Origin of the sequence: Hydrogenophaga sp. NFH-34 (assembly GCF_021401345.1) — a bacterium.
Lineage (GTDB): Bacteria > Pseudomonadota > Gammaproteobacteria > Burkholderiales > Burkholderiaceae_C > Hydrogenophaga > Hydrogenophaga electricum.
The window spans coordinates 85,347-103,471 of sequence record NZ_JACBGE010000002.1; the positions used below are offsets into that span (position 1 = coordinate 85,347).

General features: G+C 71.6%; 17 protein-coding genes and 1 riboswitch. Of the genes, 7 read left to right on the forward strand and 10 right to left on the reverse strand.

What is annotated here, in order from left to right; genetic code table 11:
- The first annotated feature begins 11 nt into the window (after nucleotides 1–11).
- Nucleotides 12–1,223 carry a lytic murein transglycosylase gene (locus L0977_RS02280; protein ID WP_370465307.1) on the forward strand — a complete coding sequence of 404 codons (1,212 nt, stop codon included), beginning with the start codon at nucleotides 12–14 and terminating at the stop codon, nucleotides 1,221–1,223.
- 22 nt (nucleotides 1,224–1,245) lie between these two features.
- Here the strand turns inward: L0977_RS02280 and L0977_RS02285 are convergent, their stop codons facing one another.
- Nucleotides 1,246–1,668: a hypothetical protein gene (locus L0977_RS02285; RefSeq protein WP_234263042.1), complete on the reverse strand. Its 423-nt coding sequence runs from the start codon at nucleotides 1,666–1,668 to the stop codon at nucleotides 1,246–1,248.
- Complete coding sequence (locus L0977_RS02290; protein ID WP_234263043.1) at nucleotides 1,665–2,012, reverse strand: heavy metal-binding domain-containing protein; 348 nt, start codon at nucleotides 2,010–2,012, stop codon at nucleotides 1,665–1,667. The genes L0977_RS02285 and L0977_RS02290 overlap by 4 nt, the downstream gene beginning before the upstream one ends.
- Nucleotides 2,013–2,222: 210 nt before the next feature.
- Between L0977_RS02290 and bfr the strand changes: the two genes are divergently transcribed.
- A complete protein-coding gene (bfr, locus tag L0977_RS02295) occupies nucleotides 2,223–2,687 on the forward strand; it encodes a bacterioferritin (RefSeq protein WP_234263298.1) in 465 nt (154 codons plus the stop codon).
- Nucleotides 2,688–2,711: 24 nt separating this feature from the next.
- Here the strand turns inward: bfr and L0977_RS02300 are convergent, their stop codons facing one another.
- From L0977_RS02300 to L0977_RS02310, 3 genes are all read right to left on the reverse strand, one after another.
- Complete coding sequence (locus tag L0977_RS02300; RefSeq protein ID WP_234263045.1) at nucleotides 2,712–3,356, reverse strand: ABC transporter ATP-binding protein; 645 nt, start codon at nucleotides 3,354–3,356, stop codon at nucleotides 2,712–2,714.
- The gene (locus tag L0977_RS02305; RefSeq protein WP_234263046.1) at nucleotides 3,349–4,992 is read right to left on the reverse strand and encodes an ABC transporter permease; all 1,644 of its coding nucleotides are present in this window, start codon (nucleotides 4,990–4,992) and stop codon (nucleotides 3,349–3,351) included. Before L0977_RS02305 ends, L0977_RS02300 begins: the two co-directional genes overlap by 8 nt.
- Before the next feature lie 148 nt (nucleotides 4,993–5,140).
- Complete coding sequence (locus tag L0977_RS02310; RefSeq protein WP_234263048.1) at nucleotides 5,141–6,181, reverse strand: thiamine ABC transporter substrate-binding protein; 1,041 nt, start codon at nucleotides 6,179–6,181, stop codon at nucleotides 5,141–5,143.
- A 64-nt stretch (nucleotides 6,182–6,245) separates the two neighbouring features.
- Nucleotides 6,246–6,350: riboswitch (TPP riboswitch) on the reverse strand.
- A gap of 138 nt (nucleotides 6,351–6,488) precedes the next feature.
- Between L0977_RS02310 and L0977_RS02315 the strand changes: the two genes are divergently transcribed.
- Nucleotides 6,489–6,875, forward strand: a complete 387-nt coding sequence (locus L0977_RS02315) for a hypothetical protein (RefSeq protein WP_234263049.1) — start codon at nucleotides 6,489–6,491, stop codon at nucleotides 6,873–6,875.
- A 20-nt stretch (nucleotides 6,876–6,895) separates the two neighbouring features.
- Here L0977_RS02315 and L0977_RS02320 read toward each other — a convergent pair whose 3' ends face one another.
- Genes L0977_RS02320 through L0977_RS02335 form a run of 4 tightly spaced genes read right to left on the reverse strand, consistent with a single transcriptional unit; the run spans nucleotide 6,896 to nucleotide 11,907 of the window.
- Nucleotides 6,896–8,515 (reverse strand): DHA2 family efflux MFS transporter permease subunit, encoded by a 1,620-nt coding sequence (locus tag L0977_RS02320; RefSeq protein WP_234263050.1) that lies wholly within the window; start codon nucleotides 8,513–8,515, stop codon nucleotides 6,896–6,898.
- 11 nt (nucleotides 8,516–8,526) lie between these two features.
- A complete protein-coding gene (locus L0977_RS02325) occupies nucleotides 8,527–9,846 on the reverse strand; it encodes an HlyD family secretion protein (RefSeq protein WP_234263052.1) in 1,320 nt (439 codons plus the stop codon).
- A gap of 53 nt (nucleotides 9,847–9,899) precedes the next feature.
- A complete protein-coding gene (locus tag L0977_RS02330; RefSeq protein ID WP_234263053.1) occupies nucleotides 9,900–11,348 on the reverse strand; it encodes an efflux transporter outer membrane subunit in 1,449 nt (482 codons plus the stop codon).
- A gap of 43 nt (nucleotides 11,349–11,391) precedes the next feature.
- Nucleotides 11,392–11,907, reverse strand: a complete 516-nt coding sequence (locus L0977_RS02335; RefSeq protein WP_234263055.1) for a MarR family winged helix-turn-helix transcriptional regulator — start codon at nucleotides 11,905–11,907, stop codon at nucleotides 11,392–11,394.
- A 100-nt stretch (nucleotides 11,908–12,007) separates the two neighbouring features.
- Here L0977_RS02335 and L0977_RS02340 point away from each other — a divergent pair, with 100 nt between their 5' ends.
- The 3 genes from L0977_RS02340 to L0977_RS02350 all read left to right on the forward strand — a co-directional run bounded on the left by L0977_RS02340 (nucleotide 12,008) and on the right by L0977_RS02350 (nucleotide 16,127).
- Nucleotides 12,008–14,563 (forward strand): ABC transporter permease, encoded by a 2,556-nt coding sequence (locus L0977_RS02340; RefSeq protein WP_234263056.1) that lies wholly within the window; start codon nucleotides 12,008–12,010, stop codon nucleotides 14,561–14,563.
- Complete coding sequence (locus tag L0977_RS02345; protein WP_234263058.1) at nucleotides 14,563–15,666, forward strand: lipocalin-like domain-containing protein; 1,104 nt, start codon at nucleotides 14,563–14,565, stop codon at nucleotides 15,664–15,666. Before L0977_RS02340 ends, L0977_RS02345 begins: the two co-directional genes overlap by 1 nt.
- A gap of 119 nt (nucleotides 15,667–15,785) precedes the next feature.
- On the forward strand, nucleotides 15,786–16,127 hold the full coding sequence (locus L0977_RS02350) for an Mpo1-like protein (RefSeq protein WP_234263059.1): 342 nt from the start codon (nucleotides 15,786–15,788) through the stop codon (nucleotides 16,125–16,127).
- A gap of 37 nt (nucleotides 16,128–16,164) precedes the next feature.
- Here L0977_RS02350 and L0977_RS02355 read toward each other — a convergent pair whose 3' ends face one another.
- Nucleotides 16,165–17,193 (reverse strand): LacI family DNA-binding transcriptional regulator, encoded by a 1,029-nt coding sequence (locus L0977_RS02355; protein ID WP_234263060.1) that lies wholly within the window; start codon nucleotides 17,191–17,193, stop codon nucleotides 16,165–16,167.
- Nucleotides 17,194–17,414: 221 nt separating this feature from the next.
- Here L0977_RS02355 and L0977_RS02360 point away from each other — a divergent pair, with 221 nt between their 5' ends.
- A complete protein-coding gene (locus L0977_RS02360; RefSeq protein WP_234263062.1) occupies nucleotides 17,415–18,104 on the forward strand; it encodes an amino acid ABC transporter permease in 690 nt (229 codons plus the stop codon).
- The last annotated feature ends 21 nt before the right edge of the window (nucleotides 18,105–18,125 follow it).

Consider the following 18,125-nt stretch of genomic DNA (forward strand, 5'->3'; position numbering starts at 1 on the left):
CACAGACCGTCATGAACAAGTCCCTCCCCCTGCTGACCGCGGCCCTGCTGATGGGCGCCGGCCTCCCCGCTTCCGCCCAAACCGAAAACAGCGTCTCCGACGCCGCTTTCCAGGCCTGCCTGCAACGGCTGGCGCCCGCCGCGCGCGAAGCGCGCGTGTCCGCCGAAGCCTATGCCCGTTTCACGCGCGGCCTCACCCCCGACGCCGACGTGCTGGCCAAGCTGGACAACCAGCCCGAGTTCCGCACCCCGATCTGGGACTACCTGGCCGGTCTGGTCGATGACGAGCGCGTGGCCGAAGGCCGGGCCCTGCTCGCGCGGCATGCCGAGGTGCTGGCCCGGGTCGAACAGCGTTTCGGCGTCGACCCCGCCACCGTGGTCGCGGTCTGGGGCGTGGAAAGCAATTTCGGCCAGAGCTTCGGCCGCTACCCGCTGCCGCAGGCCCTGGGCACGCTGGCCTGTTTCGGCCGCCGGCAAGGCTTCTTCCAGGGCGAGTTCTTTTCGGCCTTGCGCATTCTGCAGGCCGGTGACGTGACGCCCGAACGCCTGGTGGGTTCCTGGGCCGGCGCCTTCGGTCACACCCAGTTCATGCCGACCACGTTCGAACGGCTGGCGGTCGACTTCGACGGCGACGGCCGGCGCGACCTGATGGACAGCACGCCCGACGCACTGGCCTCCACCGCCAACTTCCTGGCCAAGGCCGGCTGGCGCGGCGGCCAGCCCTGGGGATTCGAGGTCCGGCTGCCCGCCCACCTGAACACCGCCAGCGAGGGCCGGCGCACCAAGCGCCCGATGAGCGAGTGGATCGCGCGCGGCGTGCGGCGCGTCGACGGCAGCCCGTTGCCCGACGGCCTGGGCAGCGCCGGGCTGATGACGCCGGCCGGTCCGCGCGGGCCTGCCTTCCTCGTGTTCCGCAATTTCGACGCCATCTACAGCTACAACGCCGCCGAAAGCTACGGCTTGGCCATCGCCCACCTGAGCGACCGCCTGCGCGGTGCCGGCCCCTTCGCCACGCCCTGGCCGACCGACGACCCCGGGCTCTCGCGCGCAGAGCGGCGCGAACTGCAGGGGCTGCTGATCATGCGCGGGCACGATATCGGCGCGGTGGATGGCATGCTGGGCGAACGCAGCCGCGACGCCATCCGCGTGGAACAGCAGCGCCTGGGTCAGGAGACCAACGGCCGGGCAGGCCAGAAACTGCTGCGCGCGCTGCGCGGCGGCTGAGCCGGCCGCGCGGCCGCTGCGGTCACATCACGACCGCAAAGTTGAACGCGTCGGCTTCCTGGACCCAGCTGCGCACGAACGCCAGCACCTCGCGCAGCTCGGTCGCCACCGCCTCGCGGTCGTTGCGCAGCAGGCCCAGGCGCGGGCGCTGGTTCTCCACATGGATGAGCAGCCCTTCGAGCAAGGCCAGCGCCTGCCCCATGGGCAGCCACTGGCCCCTGCGCGCCATCACCTCGTCGGTCGACGACAGCCCTTCTGGCAAGGCCTGGTCCGAGGTGTTGTAGTGCAGATCGGTGGTGTCGCAGGCCGACAGGAACGGGGGCAGTTCCAGGCGCCGCGACAGCACGTCGAGCCGATTCCGGTGCCGGTACAGCGCCAGGCGGTCCGTGCCGTCGCTGAGCGCCTGCCCCCGCACCCGCACATAGGCCCAGAGCACCATGCTCATGGCAGTTTCACCGCCGTGCCGCTGACCGCCACCATCATCATGCCGTTGGTCTCGCCCAGCACTTCGTAGTCGAAATCGATGCCGATGACGCCCTCGGCACCGCGCTCCCGCGCGGCCTCGATCAGGTCTTCCAGCGCGGCATCACGGGCACCGGCCAGGGCCCGCTCGTAGCCACCGGCGCGCCCGCCGACCACGTCGCGCACCGAGCTGAACAGGTCGCGAAAGATGTTGGCGCCGATGATGGCCTCGCCGTTGACCACACCCAGATAACACGCGCGCGGAATGTCCGGCGGCGTGGTGGTGGAGAGGAAGAAACCGTCCGTGTTTTTGGAAAACCAGCCCATACCCACCTTCCAGTCAAAGAGACGCCAGCCGCCCACGCGGCCTGCGCCGATTCTCGCACCAGCGACCTGTGGCGCCGGCGGAATGCGAATGCCTCCAATGCGGCTCTTCAGGCCCAGTCGCATCCAGACCGGGCTCGCAAGGCCAAACCGCCCAGCAGCCGCCAAAAGCCCGATACTGCGCATTTGATCCTGAATACCGAGACCGACACCATGCAAGGCCACCCCGACGTCATCGAATGCCTCAAGGAACTGCTGCGCGGCGAACTCGCCGCCCGCGACCAGTACTTCATCCACTCGCGCACCTACGAAGACCAGGGCTTCACCCAGCTGTACACGCGCATCGACCATGAGATGGCCGAAGAGACCCAGCACGCCGACGCGCTGATCCGCCGCATCCTGATGCTGGGCGCGCGCCCCGACATGCGGCCCCACGCCTTCGAGCCGGGCCTGACGGTGCCTGAGATGCTGCGCAAGGATCTGGACGTCGAGTACAGCGTGCGCGCCAGCCTGAAGGAAGGCATCGCGCTGTGCGAGCGCCTGGCCGACTTCGTCAGCCGCGACATCCTGGTCGCGCAGCTCGGCGACACCGAAACCGACCACGCCTACTGGCTGGAAAAGCAGATCGGCCTGATCGACAAGGTCGGTCTGCAGAATTACCTGCAGTCGCAAACCTGATCGGTCGCTGCCGGGCGCCGGCCGCTACCAGGCGGATTCGAGGCGCCCACCACGCAAGGTCCAGGCCCGCTGCGCCATGCCGCGTGCTTCCGTCTCGTCGTGCGTGACCAGCACGGCGGCCATGCCGGCCGCGCCAATGCGCTCGGCAAACTCGGCCCGCAACTGCTCGCGCAGCGCCGCGTCCAGCGCCGAAAAGGGCTCGTCCAGCAGCAGCACCCGCGGCCGGGTGATCAGGGCCCGGGCCAGGGCCACGCGCTGCTGCTCCCCGCCCGAGAGGGTCCACACCCGGGCCCGCGCGTGCGCTGCCAGGCCCCAGGGCGCGAGCAGCGCTTCGGCCTGCTCGCGCGCCTGCGCGCGCCGATGCCCCTGCTCGATCAGGCCGAAGGCCACGTTGTCGCGCACGTTCAGGTGCGGGAACAGCGCAAAGTCCTGGAACATCAGCGCAAAACCCCGCCGCTCGGGCGGCAGCGCGGTGATGTCGGTGTGGTCGAACCAGACCTGCCCCGATTCGGGCGCCTCCAGCCCGGCCGCGATCTTCAGCAGCGTGCTCTTGCCGCTGCCCGAAGCGCCCAGCAGGGCCACGGTCTCGCCGGCGGCCACGCCCAGGCTCACGCCCCGCAGCAGGGGCTGGCCGTTCCAGTGTTTGTGAATGTCGCGCAACTCAAGCATGGCTGGCAGTGTCGCCCTTCTGGCCGGATGAGGCACCCGCACCTTCGATCAGCACGAAGGCCAGCAGCGCAAGCCCCATGAGCAGCGCGGCCAGCACCATGGCCGCGTCGAGATTGGCCGCCCCGGGCCGGCCCAGGCGCTGGTGGATCAGCGTGGTGAGGGTGATCCACTCGGGCCGCGACAGGAACAGCGTGACCGCAAACTCGCCCAGCGCCGTGGCCGCCGCGAAGGCGGCGCCGCGGCGCAGCGCGGGCTGCACCAGCGGCAGTGTCACGCGCCAGAACACGCGCCAGGGGGTGGCCCCCAGCGTGGCCGCCGCCTGGGCCCAGTGGGCCGGCAACTGGTCGAGCGCGGTGGTGAGCGCGCGCGCCACGAAGGGATAGCCCAGCAGCGCGTAGGCCACCAGCAGCAGCCCCAGGCTGGCGGTCCAGTCGGGGTACAGCAGCAGCAGGCCGAAGGCCACCATCACGGGCGACACCACCAGGGGCAGGTAGGCCAGAGCCCGCCAGCCCAGCGCCAGACGGCCACGCCCACCGCGCCGCGCCGACACGGCGCCCAGCCAGCGCTGGGCCAGCGCGTGCGCGAGCCCGAGCGCCACGGCGAGGGCCAGGGCCGCCGCCGAAAAGCGCAGGGTGTTGCCCAGCGCCTGCAGGGTTTCGGGCGCCCACAGCACCGGTGCGGCGCCCGCCGCCAGCGCGTGCGCCGCGCGCCACGCAATGGCCAGCAGGGGGGCAGCGCACAGGATGCCAAAGCCCCCCATCACCGCGGCCACGGCGGCCCACTGCCCAGCGCCGGCCGGCCGGCGCCGGGGCACCGGCACCACGCGCGCCGGCGCTGCCAGCCGCTGCTCGATGGCGGCATACCCCAGCGCGACCGCGCCGGTCAGACCGATCATCCAGAGCGCCAGCACGCTGGCTGGGCCCAGCGCCAGTTCGTGCGCCACCAGGGTGTAGATCTCCACCTCCACCGTGCTGTAGCGCGGCCCCCCCAGCACGAGCGCCAGCCCGAAGCCCGAAAAACAGTACAGGAACACCAGGCACACCGCCGCCGCCATCCAGGGCGCGATGGCCGGCCACTCGACGCGCCAGAACGCCCGCCAGGGTGTCGCCCCCAGGCTGCGCGCGGCCGCCAACCGCGTGGCGTCGATCCGTTCCAGCGCTTCGACACCGGCGCGCACGACCACGCAAAGGTTGAAGAACAGGTTGCCGTACAGCAGCAGCCAGGGCGTGTCTTCCAGTTCGATGCCCCAGGCGGCCAGCGGTGCGCCAAGCACACCGCGCGGACCCCACAGCGCCAGCACGCCCATGGCCGCCACCAGCGTGGGCACCACGAAGGGCAGCATGAGCAGGCGCAGCAAGGCGCCCCGGCCCGGGAACGTCCAGCGCGCCAGCACCCAGGCCATGGGCAGCCCGATGGCGAACGCGGCCAGCCCCGTGACCGAAGCTTGCAGGAACGACCACAGCAGCCGCCAGCGCAGGTGCGCGTCCTGCCACAGGGCCCACCAACGCAACGGCTCACCGCCGAAGGCGTCCCGCCCGGCAAAGGCCTCGGCCAGCAGCCGCATCAACGGCGCCACCTGCACCAGCCCCAGAAACACCAGGGGCGGCGCCAGCAACAGCCAGCGCGCGCGCTTCATGCGAAAAGGACGCTTCGCGAACGAAGGCCCGCCCCCGCCACAGGGCATCGTGGAACCGGTTTCGCCGGGCCACAGGGTGCCGCCACCCCTCGAAGCGCCACCAGCGCGCTACGGAGGGGGGAAGCCGCGGCAGCGGCGCAGGGGGGGGTCACTTCAACACCACCTGGGTCCAGCGCTGCAGCCAGGCGCGGCCCTTTTCGTCGGCGAGCGCAGGCGGCGGATTGTCGAAGGTGGCGGGCTCGGGCGCGTGCAGGCGCATGACTTCGGCGCGTGCCGCACCGGCCTCGGCCGGGTACATCCACATCGTGGTCTGCAGGGCCTGCTGCACGGGGGCCGAGCGCAGGAACTCGATGAAGCGGCCCGCCGCCTCGCGCGCGGCCGGCTGGCCCCCGCGCACCAGCGCCACGCCCTCCACCTGGCGGAACACTGCACCCTTGAACGCCAGGTTGGCCGTGGGCGATTCGGTCAGCTTGTCCTTGGCGTAGAACACCTCGGCGGCCGGGCTGCTGGCATAGCTCACCACGATCGGGCGGCTGCCGCCGTTGCGCGTGAATTCGGTGTAGTAGGCCTCGGTCCAGCCCTTGACCACCTTCACGCCGTTGCTGCGCATCCGGGCCCACCAGGCAAAGGCGGCTTCTTCGCCCAGGCCGGCGATGGTGGCGTGCAGGAAGGCCTGCCCCGGGCTCGATGTACCCGGGTGCTGGACCACCAGCAGCTTCGCGTAGGCCGGCTGGGCCAGGTCGTCCAGGCTGGTCGGCAGCGCCAGGCCCTTCTGCGCGAACCAGGCCTTGTCGACATTGAGGCTCACGTAGCCGTAGTCGACCGGCACCACGCCTTGGCCCAGGGTGACCGCCGCCGCGCGTTGCGCCGCCGGGCCGGTGTAGGGCTCGATCACGCCCGCAGCCAGCGCCCGCGGCAGCAGGCTGTTGTCGATGCCGAACACCACGTCGGCGATCGGGCGTGCCTTGGTGAGGATGAGCTTGTTGGTCATCTCGCCGGCATCCCCCGACTTGACCAGTTGCAGCCGCACGCCAGCCGCTTTCTCGAACTGCGTCAGCAGTTCCTTGGGCAGGTCGAACGAGCTGTGCACCAGCACGCGCAACGGCAAGGGCTCGGCAGCCCATGTGGCCGGTGCCAGCGCTGCCAGGGAAAGAGAGGTGAGAGCCGAAAACAGAAACCGCCGTTGCATGGGAGACGCCTTGTCCTACGAAAAACGCCGCTCGGGTGGCGCTGGACGGCGGCTCGCCACCACGGCGGCCGGTCGTTCACGCTCCCTACGCTGGCACAACCCAGATCAGGTGAGAGGGGTATTTCTCAGCCGCGACGCCTATCGGCGCGCCGCACCCCCGGTGAAGCCTGGATTGTAGGCCGCGCAGGACCGCGCGCCAGCCGCCGGGCGGTGCTTGTCCGAACCACCAAACGCCCTCTAGCATGCGTCCACCCGGCCCCAGAACCGGCGTGGCCGGCCCCCGCCACCTTCTGCCCAGGAGACCCTCATGCGCCTGCGACCACATCTGCCCCTGCTGCCCTGGTTGTGCCTGCCCGCACTGGCCTGGCCGCAAACCGCCGCGCCCCCGGCCTTTCCGCCCGAGGCCCAGGCGCTCGCACCCGAAGCCCTTCGAGAGCGCCTGGTGGGCAAGTCCTTCGCCTACCAGAACCTCAACGGCAGCGAGGTCCGCCTGCAGTTCAAGACCGACTACGTCTACGTCGACACCCCGCAGGTGAGCGATTCGGGCCGCTGGCGCACCGAGGGCTCGGCCCTGTGCGTCGAATGGAACCGCTTGCGCGGCAGCAGCGGCTGCAGCGAGATGCGCGCTGCCGGCCCGCAGCTGTACCTGATGCGCCTGACCACCAACGACGTGGTCAGCCTGCGCGAGCGCTGAGCGGCGCCCGGCGCGGCGGCTCAGTGCGCGCCGCCGGCGTCGCCACTGCCCGCGCCGTGCACCGGCTTGGCGAACCAGATCACGGCCACCAGCACCAGGAACAGCACGGCCGAGAGGTGGAACAGGTCGTTCACCGCGAGCGTGAACGCCTGCTGGTTCACCAGCCGGTCGATGGTGGCCAGCGCCTGCTCGCGGCTCATGCCGGCCGCCATGAACTGCTGCAGGCTGGCCATGGCGGTGGCGTTGCCCGCGTGCACGGCTTCGGCCAGTTGCGCGTGGTGCAGCGAGGCGCGGCTTTCCCACAGCGTGGTGAACAGCGAGGTGCCCACGGCGCCGGCGGTGATGCGCACGAAGTTCGACAGGCCCGACGCCGAAGGCAGCTTCTCCGGCGGCAGGCCCGAGAACACGATGGCCTGCAGCGGGATGAAGAAGAACGCCATCGCCGCGCCCTGCAGCAAGGTCGGGATCAGGATGGTGGTGAAGTCGGCGTCGGTGTTGAAGTGCGAGCGCATCCACAGCACCCCACCGAAGCCCAGGAAGGCGATGGTGGCGAGCTTGCGCGGGTCCAGCCGGCCCACGTTCTTGCCGACCCAGGGCGACAGCACCAGCGCCAGCAGCCCCACCGGTGCGGTGGCCAGCCCGGCCCAGGTAGCCGTGTAGCCCATGAACTGCTGCAGCCACAGGGGCAGCAGCACCACGTTGCCGAAGAACAGCCCGTAGGCAATGGACAGCGACAGCGTGCCGGCGACGAAATTGCGGCGTGCGAACAGGCGCAGGTCGACGATGGGGTGCTTCTCGGTCAGTTCCCAGGCCAGGAAGAACAGGAAGGCGATCACCGAGACCACGGTCAGCATGATGATCTCGCCGGACTCGAACCAGTCCAGCTCCTTGCCCTTGTCGATCATGATCTGCATGGCGGCCACGAACAGCACCAGCAGCACCAGACCCACGCGGTCCAGCGGCACCCGGCGCGGGCCGGGGTCGCGCGTGCGGTAGATCGACCAGGTCAGCGCGGCCGCGAAGATGCCCACCGGGATGTTGATGTAGAAGATCCAGGGCCAGGCGATGTTGTCGGTGATCCACCCGCCCAGCAACGGGCCGGCCACCGGCGCGATCAGCACCGTCATCGACCACATGGCCATCGCCACGCCCGCCTTGGCGCGCGGGTAGCTGCCCAGCAGCAGGGTCTGCGACAGCGGGATCATCGGGCCCGCCACCAGCCCCTGCAGCACGCGGAAGGCGATCAGCATGCCAATGTTGGGTGCCAGCCCGCACAGCCACGAGGCCAGCACGAACAGCAGCACGCTCATGGTGAACAGGCGCACCTGGCCGAAACGCTGGGTCAGCCAGCCGGTCAGCGGCACCGAGATGGCGTTGGCCACCGCGAACGAGGTGATGACCCAGGTGCCCTGCGCCGGGCTCACGCCCATGTCGCCGGCGATGGCGGGAATCGACACGTTGGCGATGGACGTGTCGAGCACGTTCATGAACGTGGCCAGCGACAGCGCCAGCGTGCCCAGCGCGAGCTGGGCTCCTTGCAGCGGCGCGAAGGCCGGTCCCGCCGCAGCGGGGGGTGGCGGTGGCGCAGCGGGCGCGGGCGTATCCGCCCCGGCCGCCGGCCGGATGGCTTCGGTGCTCATGGTGCAGACACTCAGTGGGTGGCGGCGGTGCTGGCGGCGGCAGCGACCGTGGCGGCCCCGGGCGCGGAGGCGGCCGCCGCCTTCAGGGCCTTGGGCGCCTGGGCCACGGCCCGCGCAGCGCCCCCAGTGCCCAGGTTGCGGGCAATGATCTGGCGCACGCGCTCATCGGCGGCCGCGGCGTCCTGCGCGAACACCTCGGTAGCCTTGCTCGACGACGCGGCCGAAGCGGTGGACAGCACCGCGCCGTCGGTGCGGGAGATGTCCACCTTGGCTTCCATCGACAGCCCCACGCGCAGCGGGTGTTCGGCCAGTTCCTTCGGGTCGAGCTGGATGCGCACCGGCACGCGTTGCACCACCTTGATCCAGTTGCCGGTCGCGTTCTGCGCCGGCAGCAGCGCGAACGCCGCGCCGGTGCCCGCGCCCATGCCTTCGATGGTGCCGTGGTACACGACCTTGCTGCCGTAGACGTCGGCGGTCAGTTCCACCGGCTGCGCCAGGCGCAGGTGGCGCAACTGGCTTTCCTTGAAGTTGGCCTCGACCCACACCTGCTCCAGCGGGATCACCGACATCAGCGGCGAACCGGCGGCCACGCGCTGGCCCAGCTGCACGTTGCGGCGCGCCACGTACCCGTCCACCGGCGCCACCAGATCGGTGCGCTGCACCGCCAGCGCGGTTTCGCGCACGCGGGCCGCCGCGCGCTGCACGCTCGGGTGCTGTTCGGCGGTGGTGCCTTCGGTCAGCGACTCGCTGGCCGCGAGTTGGTCGCGCGCTGCCTGCAAGGCCGATTCGGCCGCAGCGGCGCTGCTGCGGGCCGCCGTCAGTTGCGCCCGGGCGTGTTCGAACTCTTCGCGCCCGACGGCACCCGTGGCCACCAGCGGCTGGCGGCGGTTGACGTCGTCCTCCAGCCGCGCCAGCTCGGCCCGCACGCGCGCCAGGTCGGCGTTGCGGGTGGCCACCTGCGACTGCGCGGTGCGGTTGTTGGCGTACAGGGTGCGCACCTCGCGCACGGTCTGCGCCAGTTGCGCCTCGGCCTGCTCCAGCGCCACGCGGGCGTCGGCCGGGTCCAGCCGCACCAGGGTTTGACCGGCCTTGACGTGGTCGGTGTCTTCGGCCTCGATGGCCAGCACGGTGCCGCCGATCTGCGGCGTGACCTGCACCACGTTGCCCGACACGTAGGCGTTGTCGGTGGTTTCGTAGTGGTTGAGCACCAGCGCCCAGTAGGCGCCATAGGCGATGCCGGCCACGGCCACGGCGGTGGCGACGGCCGTCAGGGCCTGGCGGCGGGCGGGGTTGTTTGAACGGGATTCGGAAGGCTGGACGGGAGCGTTCATGGTGGTCTCGGAGGCGTCGGGGTGTTCGGGAAAAGAGGTTCTCGCAGCGGTCTTCAGGCTTGCGGCACGTAGCCGCCGCCCAGGGCGCGCGCCAGCGCCGCCTGGGCAGCCAGGGCGCGGGCCTGCAGGTCCAGCGCCTGCCGGCGTTGCGACAGCACGGTCGATTCGGCCTGGATCAGCACCAGGTGGCTGGTCAGGCCGGCACCGTAACGCTGGCGTGCGATGTCGTAGGCCGACTCGGCCGCCGCCTGGGCGCGGGCCTGCTCGGCCTGCTGGCGGGCCACCGAGCCCAGCACGTTGAGCTGCTCGGCCGATTCGCGCACCGCGTCGATCACGGCGGCGTTGTAGCTCGCCACCGCCGCGTCGAGGTCGGCCGTGCGCACGCCCAGCTGGGCGCGCAGCGCGCCGGCGTCGAACACCGGCAGGTGGATCGCCGGGCCGATGCCGTACTGGCGGCTGCCGGATTCGACCAGTTGGTCGAGCCCGATGCTGGACAAGCCGGCAAAAGCGGTGAGGCTGATGTTGGGATAGAACTGGGCCTTGGCCGAGCGCACCGCCTGCCCCGCCGATTCGATGCGCCAGCGCGCGGCGGCGATGTCGGCGCGGCGGCCCAGCAGGTCGGCCGGCAACGTGCCGGGCAGCGGCAGGGCCTTCAGGCCCGCGAGCGACGGCGCCAGCGCCTGCAGCGCTTCGGGCGCCTGCACCGTCAGCGCCGCCAGCGTCAGGCGGGTGGCCGTGATCTTCTCGTCGATGGCCTCGATCTGCTGGCGGGCGTCGGGCACCGCGCCTTCGCCCTGGCGCAATTCCACCACGGTGTCCAGGCCGGCGGCGACGCGCTGGCGCGTCAGGGCCAGCAGGTCCTGGCGCTGCTGCCACGACTGTTGCGCCACACCGCGCTGGTCGTTCAGCAGGGCCAGTTGCACATAGGCCTGCACCACCTGGGTGGCGAGCCACTGGCGCGCGGCGGCCAGATCGGCCTCGGCCGCGCGCTCGCTGCCCACGGCGGCTTCGAGCGCGGCGCGGTGGCGGCCGAAGAAGTCGATCTCCCACGAGCCGGCGAACTGCGCGTTGGCCAGCGTGCGGGTCGAACCGCCCAGCGGGGCCGGGTAGATGCTGTTGGCACTGAAATGCTGGCGGGTGGCGTCGGCGCTCAGGCCGACCTGCGGGCCGCCAGTGGCCGCTTGTGCCGACACGGCCGACGCCGCACGCGCCAGGCGGGCCTGGGCCGCGCCGAGCGAGGGGTGGCCCGCCAGCGCGTGTTCAACCAACGCATCGAGCCGGGCGTCGCCCAGGCCGCGCCACCACTCGGCCTGCACAGCCGGCGCCGTGGCAGCCGCGGGCGCCGTCGGGGCGGCGGCGGTGGGCAGCCCCAGGCGCGCCGGGTCCAGGCGTTGGGCCTGGGGTTCGATGCCCGCGCTGCTGGCACAGCCGGCCAGCAGCGCCGCCAGCGCGAGGGGCGTCAGCAGCAACGCGGTGCGGGAAGACAGGAAAGGGGATTTCATGGGTGGGCTCGTCAACGGAACGGATGGGGAATGGCCAGGGGCATCAGGGGTTGTCGCTGCGCAGGCGGTCGCCGTTGTTGGCCATGCGCTGCAGCAGGTCGCGCAGCGTCAGCCACTCTTCGTGCGAGAAGCCCGCCAGGTGCTGGTTGAGCAGGTCGGACAACACCGCCGGCACGTGTTCGAGCGCCGCCTCGCCTTCGGGCGTGAGCCGCACGTGCACCACGCGCCGATCCTGCAGCGACCGCTCGCGGCGGCACAGGCCCTTCTTCTCCAGGCGGTCGAGCAGGCGCGTCATGGCGCCCGCGTCGGTGTTGTGCCAGCGTGCGAGTTCGGCCACCGTCATGCTGTCTGCGGTCTTGAGTCGCATCAGCGGGCCCCATTGCGCGGTGGTCAGGTCGTGCGAGGCCAGGCGCCGGTCAGCCTGCTGGCCCATCGACAGCAGGATGCGCTTCATGAGAAAGCCCACGCTCTCTTCGGCGGTAAAACGCTCGGCTTCGTAAAAGCGGGGGGCGCCATCAAGGGGCAAGGAGGGATGGGCAGCGGGGTCTGACGGTGACATGGCGGTAAATGTACAGGCAATTACTGCCTAGGCAATTAAAGCCCGGGCAAATAGTACCGCTGTCCGCAGGGTCTTTGCCCACACCGCGTAAGCTGCCGGCATGACCGCCCTGCTCCGCCACCTCTGCCTGCCCGAATGGCGCCACCACCCCTGGCGCACGGGCGTCGCGGTGGCGGCCATCGCGCTGGGCGTGGCGCTGTCGCTGGCGGTGCACCTGATCAATGCATCGGCGCTGGCCGAGTTCACGGGCGCGGTGAGCGCCGTCAACGGCCAGCCCGACCTGACCCTGCGCGCGCGCCAGGGCTGGCTGGACGATGCACTGCATGAGCGGATGGCCGCCCTCCCCGGCGTCGCCCAGGCCAGCCCGGTGATCGAGCAGACCGCCGCCCTGCACCTGCCCGACGGCCGGCGCGAGGCGGTGCGCGTGGTGGGGGTGGACGCGCTGTCGACCGCCGCCGTCTCGCCCGCGCTGCAGCCGCTGCTGGCGCGCGGCCAAGGCGACACGGGCCGGCGGCTGGACCTGTTCGCCCCCGACACCGTGTTTCCCAACCCGGCTGCCGCGCGCTTGCTGGGCGATGCGGTCGACGCCGTGCTGCGGGTGGATGGCGCTGAGGTGCGCCTGCGCGTGGCCGGCCGCGTGAATGCGGGCGGCGCTCCGCTGCTGGTGATGGACGTGGCTGCCGCCCAGGCCCTGCTGGGCCGGCCCGGGCAGCTCAGCCGCATCGACCTGCGGCTGGCGCCCGGCACGGCGGCCGACGCCGTGCTGGCCGGGCTGGCACTGCCACCGACCCTGCTGGCGCAACGCCCCGAACAGGCCGGCGAACGCGCCAGCAACCTGTCGCGCGCCTACCGCGTCAACCTCACCGTGCTGGCGCTGGTGGCGCTGTTCACCGGCGCCTTTCTGGTGTTTTCGGTGCTCTCGCTGTCGGTGGTGCGCCGCCAGCCGCAGTTCGCACTGCTGGGGGTGATGGGGCTGTCGGCGCGCGAGCGCCAGCGCCTGGTGCTGGCCGAATCGGCCCTGCTCGGCACCCTGGGCAGCGCCACCGGGGTGGCGCTCGGCACCGCCCTGGCGGCCCTGGCGCTGCGCCTGCTCGGCGGCGATCTGGGCGGCGGCTACTTCTCGGGCGAGACCCCGCCGCTGCAATGGTCGGCCACCGCAGCGGCGGTCTATGGCGCGCTGGGGGTGGTGGCGGCACTGGTGGGCGGCTGGTGGCCGGCGCGCGCCATGCGGCACCTGGCCCCCGCCCAGGCGCTCAAAGGGCTGGGCGGCCAGCACGCGGCCCGCCTCCACCCGGCGTGGGCGCTGGGGGCCATGGCGGTGGCCGCCGCGCTGGCCCTGCTGCCGCCGGTGCAGGGCCTGGCCCTCGGGGCCTATGTGTCCATCGGCCTGTGGCTGGTGGGTGGCATCGCCGCACTGCCGCTGGCCGTGGGTGCCTTGCTGGCCTGGCTGGCACCGCGTGTGCAAGGCCATGCGCTGGCGCTGCTGGCGGTGGAGCGCGCCCGCCGCCAGCGGGAAACCGCCGCCGTGGCCACCAGCGGCGTGGTCGCCAGCCTGGCCCTGTCGGTGGCGCTGACCGTGATGGTGGCCAGCTTCCGCGACTCGGTCGCCCAGTGGCTGGACAGCGTGCTGCCCGCCCCGCTGTACCTGCGCCTGGCCGAAACCGCTGCGGGCGAGCGCCCCCCGCTGCCCGACGCCTTCGTGCAGGCGGTGCAGCAGGTGCCCGGCGTGGCGCGGGCCGATGGCCTGCGGGCCGTGCCCGTGCAACTGGCGCCCGCCCTGCCCCCGGTGACACTGCTGGCGCGCCCGCTGCACACTGGGCCTGGTACCGCGCTGGCCCTGCCCCTGGTTGGCGAAGCCCTGCGCGCGCCACCCGGGTCGGGCGAGGTGCCGGTGTACGTGAGCGAAGCCTTCCGCGATCTCTACAGCGCCCGGCCCGGCCAGTGGCTGCCGGCGCTGGCCACCGCGTTCGCGCCCGAGCGCCTGCAGGGCCGGCGTTTCTTCGTCGCCGGGGTCTGGCGCGACTACGCCCGCCAGCACGGCAGCGTGGTGATCGACCGCGCCGACTACCTGCGCCTGACCGGCGATGCGCGCGTCAACGACCTCGCGCTGCAACTGGCCGACGGCGCCGACGAGGCCGACGTGCGGGCCGCCGTCACCCGCCTGGCGGCCAGCGCCGCGTTGCCCGAGGCACTGGCCTTCGCGTCGGCGGCGCAGATCCGCGCCACCTCGCTGCGCATCTTCGACCGCAGCTTCGCCGTCACCTACTGGCTGCAGGCGGTGGCCATCGGCATCGGGCTCTTCGGTGTGGCCGCCAGCTTCAGTGCCCAGGTGCTGGCACGGCGCAAGGAATTCGGCCTGCTCGCGCACCTGGGGCTGACGCGGCGGCAGATCCTCGCCGTGGTCGGCCTCGAAGGCCTGGCCTGGACCACGCTGGGCGCGCTGGCCGGCCTGGCCCTGGGCCTGGTGGTCAGCCTGGTGCTGGTGCACGTGGTCAACCCGCAGAGCTTTCACTGGACCATGGACCTGTCGCTGCCCTGGCCCCGGCTGGCGGCGCTGTGTCTGGCCGTGGTGCTGGCCGGCACGGTCACGGCCTGGCTGTCCGGGCGCGCCGCCGCCAGCCGCGACGCGGTGCGCGCCGTCAAGGAGGACTGGTGATGCCGATCCAGCGCCGCCACCTGCTGGCCACCGCCCTGGCCGCCGCCCCCGGGCTGCGCAGCGGCCCGGGGTGGGCCGAGACCCGCACGCTCGCGCCGCGCCCGCTGGCCTTCCCGCGCGACCACGGCAGCCACCACGACACCCGCACCGAATGGTGGTACCTCACCGGGCACGGGCAGGCTGGCGACGGCCGGCTCTATGGCTTCCAGATCACGTTCTTCCGCAGCCGGGTCGACGCGGCCGCCCGCTTGCCCGGGCGGCTGGCCGCGCGCCAGTTGCTGTTTGCGCACGCCGCCATCACCGACGTGGGCGGCGCCCGCCTCTGGCACGACCAGCGCATCGCGCGCTGGAACGGCGAAGTGCCCGCCGACCCGGAGCGCGGCGTCTTCGCGCGCGAGACCGACACCGAGGTGGTGCTGCGCGACTGGCACCTGCGGCGCCGGCCCGATGGTGGCTACGAAGCCCGCATCGGCGGCGACGAGATCGGCATCGAGCTGCAGGCCACACCGCGCCAGCCCCTGCTGCTGCAAGGCGATGCCGGCTTCTCCCGCAAGGGCCCGCAGCCCGCACAGGCGAGTTTCTACGTCAGCCACCCGCAACTGGCGGTGCAGGCCCGCCTGCGGCTGCCCGGCACGCGGGTCGCGGTGCGCGGCAGTGCCTGGCTGGACCACGAATGGAGCGAGGCGCTGCTGCACCCCGATGCCGTGGGCTGGGACTGGATCGGCATGAACCTCGACGACGGTGCGGCGCTCACCGCCTTCCGCCTGCGCCGCGCCGACGGCTCGGCGCTCTGGGCCGGCGGCTCGTGGCGCACGGCAGCGGGCGCGCTCACCGTGTTCGGCCCGGACGCGCTCACCTGGACACCACGGCGCCGCTGGACCAGCCCGCGCACCGGCGCCGACTACCCGGTCGCCTGGCGCCTGGACACGCCGGCCGGCAGTTTCACCGTGCAGTCCCTGGTGGACGCGCAGGAACTCGACAGCCGCGCCAGCACCGGCACCGTCTACTGGGAAGGCCTGTCCGACCTGCTCGACGCACAGGGCCGGCGCACCGGCCGGGGTTATCTGGAGATGACCGGCTACGCCGGCCGGCTGGCGCTCTGACCCACGTGCCCAGGCCGCGTCACGGGCGCGACCGCTGTGCGGGAAATCCCCCAAAGCCAGGCCGGACAACCCCCGCCTAAGATGCCCCTCGGCCGTCCGCCGACGGCAGGAGACCCGCCATGAACACCGCCACCGGTGCCGCCCCCGAGGCGGTCGACCCGCGCAGCTTCCAGCGCTTCGCCGACTTCTACCCCTTCTACCTGAAGGAGCACAGCCACCGCACCTGCCGCCGCCTGCACTTTGCCGGCTCGACACTGGCGCTGGTGTGCCTGGCCCTGCTGCTGGCCACGGGCCAGCCGGGCTGGCTGCTGGCCGGGCTGCTGTGCGGCTACGGCTTCGCCTGGTTGGGCCACTTCGGTTTCGAAAAGAACAGGCCGGCCTCGTTCAAGCGCCCGCTCTACAGCTTCATGGGCGACTGGGTTATGTACAAGGATCTCTGGACCGGCCGCATCCCCTTCTGAGCCACCCCGCGAGCGGGCGCCCGCAGCGCCCCGCCCATCAGGGCAGGTTTTCGCGGAACATGATCTGCCCACGCGTGACTTCCACCCCCGTCATCGCGTCGCGGCCATCGCGCAGGTTCGCGAAGATGCGCACGCAGGTCATCATGGCGCCCTGCGGGTTCTGGCTGATCACCGCGTCCATGGTGCCGTCGATCAGCAGCGCGCGCGTGTCGGGCGACAGGCCGTGCCCGATGAACACCACCTTGTGCGCGCGGCCGGCCTCCTTGAGCGCGCGGCCCACGCCGTCGGATGCGCCGCCGATGTTGTAGAGCCCGGCCAGGTCGGGGTACTGCTCCAGCAGCGTGCGCGTGAGTTCGTGATTGCGGTCGGCATCGTCGTGCCCTTCGCGCAGGCCCACCACCTCGATGTGCGGGAACGACTCCTTGAACAGGTGCAGGAAGCCCACCTCGCGCTCCTCGTGCGCGCGGTAGCTCAGGCTGCCCGCGATCATGGCCACCTGCGCCGGGCGCTCGCCGATGAAGCGCGCGATCAGGTACGCCGCAGTGCGGCCGGCGGCGCGGTTGTCCAGGCCCACGTAGGCGGCCCGCTTCGAGCCCGAGATGTCGGAAATCAGGGTCACGGTCGGCACGCCGCGTGCGGCCAGCGCGTCCACCGCATCGCGCACCAGCGGGTGCTCCAGCGCCATGAAGGCCACGCCGTCGGCCTTGGCGCCGTGGCGCAGCAGCGCCTGGGCCAGCACCTCGGGATTGAACCCCTCGACCCATTCGACCCGGCAGCGCACGTTGTAGGGCGACCAGTGCGCCTCGGAATAGCCGATGGTGTCGCCGAGCATGCGCAGGAACCGGTTGTGGCCCGCCGGCAGCAGAAACACCAGTTGCATGGGCGCGGGCTGCAGCGCATGGCGCAGGTCGGCGTCGGGCAGGTACTGCAGGCGCTCGGCGGCCTGCAGCACACGCTCGACCGTGGCCCGGCGCACGCCAGGACGGCGGTTGAGCACGCGGTCCACCGTGGCCGTGGAAACGCCGGCCAGCTGGGCAATGTCGGGAATGCGGGCAGGCTTTGCCATCAATAAACCATCAAAAAACATCAATCAAGAAACTGGCAATCTGGCGATGCCGGCAGTTATTATTCCCTCACGTTTGATGGATGTACACATCAAATTTGATCAAACAACACATCTTGTACCAGCCGCACCGCCGGCCCGGTACCCGGAGACAGGCATGCCGTTTTTCCCCCTGGGGCTGCGCCCCTTGAACCGCCGCTGCGCCGGCTGAACGGACCCCGCGCGTGGATTACGAATTCGATTTCGCCAGCGTGCTGGCCGCCTGGCCGCAGTTTCTGGACGGCGCCTGGCTGACCATCCAGCTTTCGGTGCCGGCCACCGTGATCGGTTTCATCATGGGCACGCTGCTGGCCATCGGCCGGCGTGGGCCGGTGCGCTGGATGTCGGCGCTGTGCGGCGCCTACGTGGAAGTGATCCGCAACACGCCGTTGCTGGTGCAGGTCTTCCTGGTGTTTTTCGGCCTGTCCAGCCTGGGCTGGAAGGTGCCGGCCTTCACGGCCGCGCTGCTGGCCATGGTGATCAACGTGGCCGCGTACTCGTGCGAAATCATGCGCGCGGGCATGGACGCCATCCACAAGGGCCAGCTCGAAGCCGCCGAATGCCTGGGGCTGACGCGCCGGCAGGTGTACTGGCACGTGATCCTGCGCCCGGCCATGGAGAAGGTCTACCCGGCACTGACCAGCCAGTTCGTGCTGCTGATGCTGGCCACCTCGATCACTTCGCAGATTTCGGTGGAAGAGCTCACCGCGGCTGCGGCCCGCGTGCAGTCCGACACCTTCCGCCCGTTCGAGGCCTACATCCTGGTGGCCGTGGCCTACCTGGCGCTGTCGCTGCTGATGCGCGCCGGCCTGTGGCTGTTCGGCATGGCGGTCTTCACCCGCCGCCGCCGTCTCGGCACGGGAGGCACCCGATGAACACGCTGTTGCTTTGCCTTG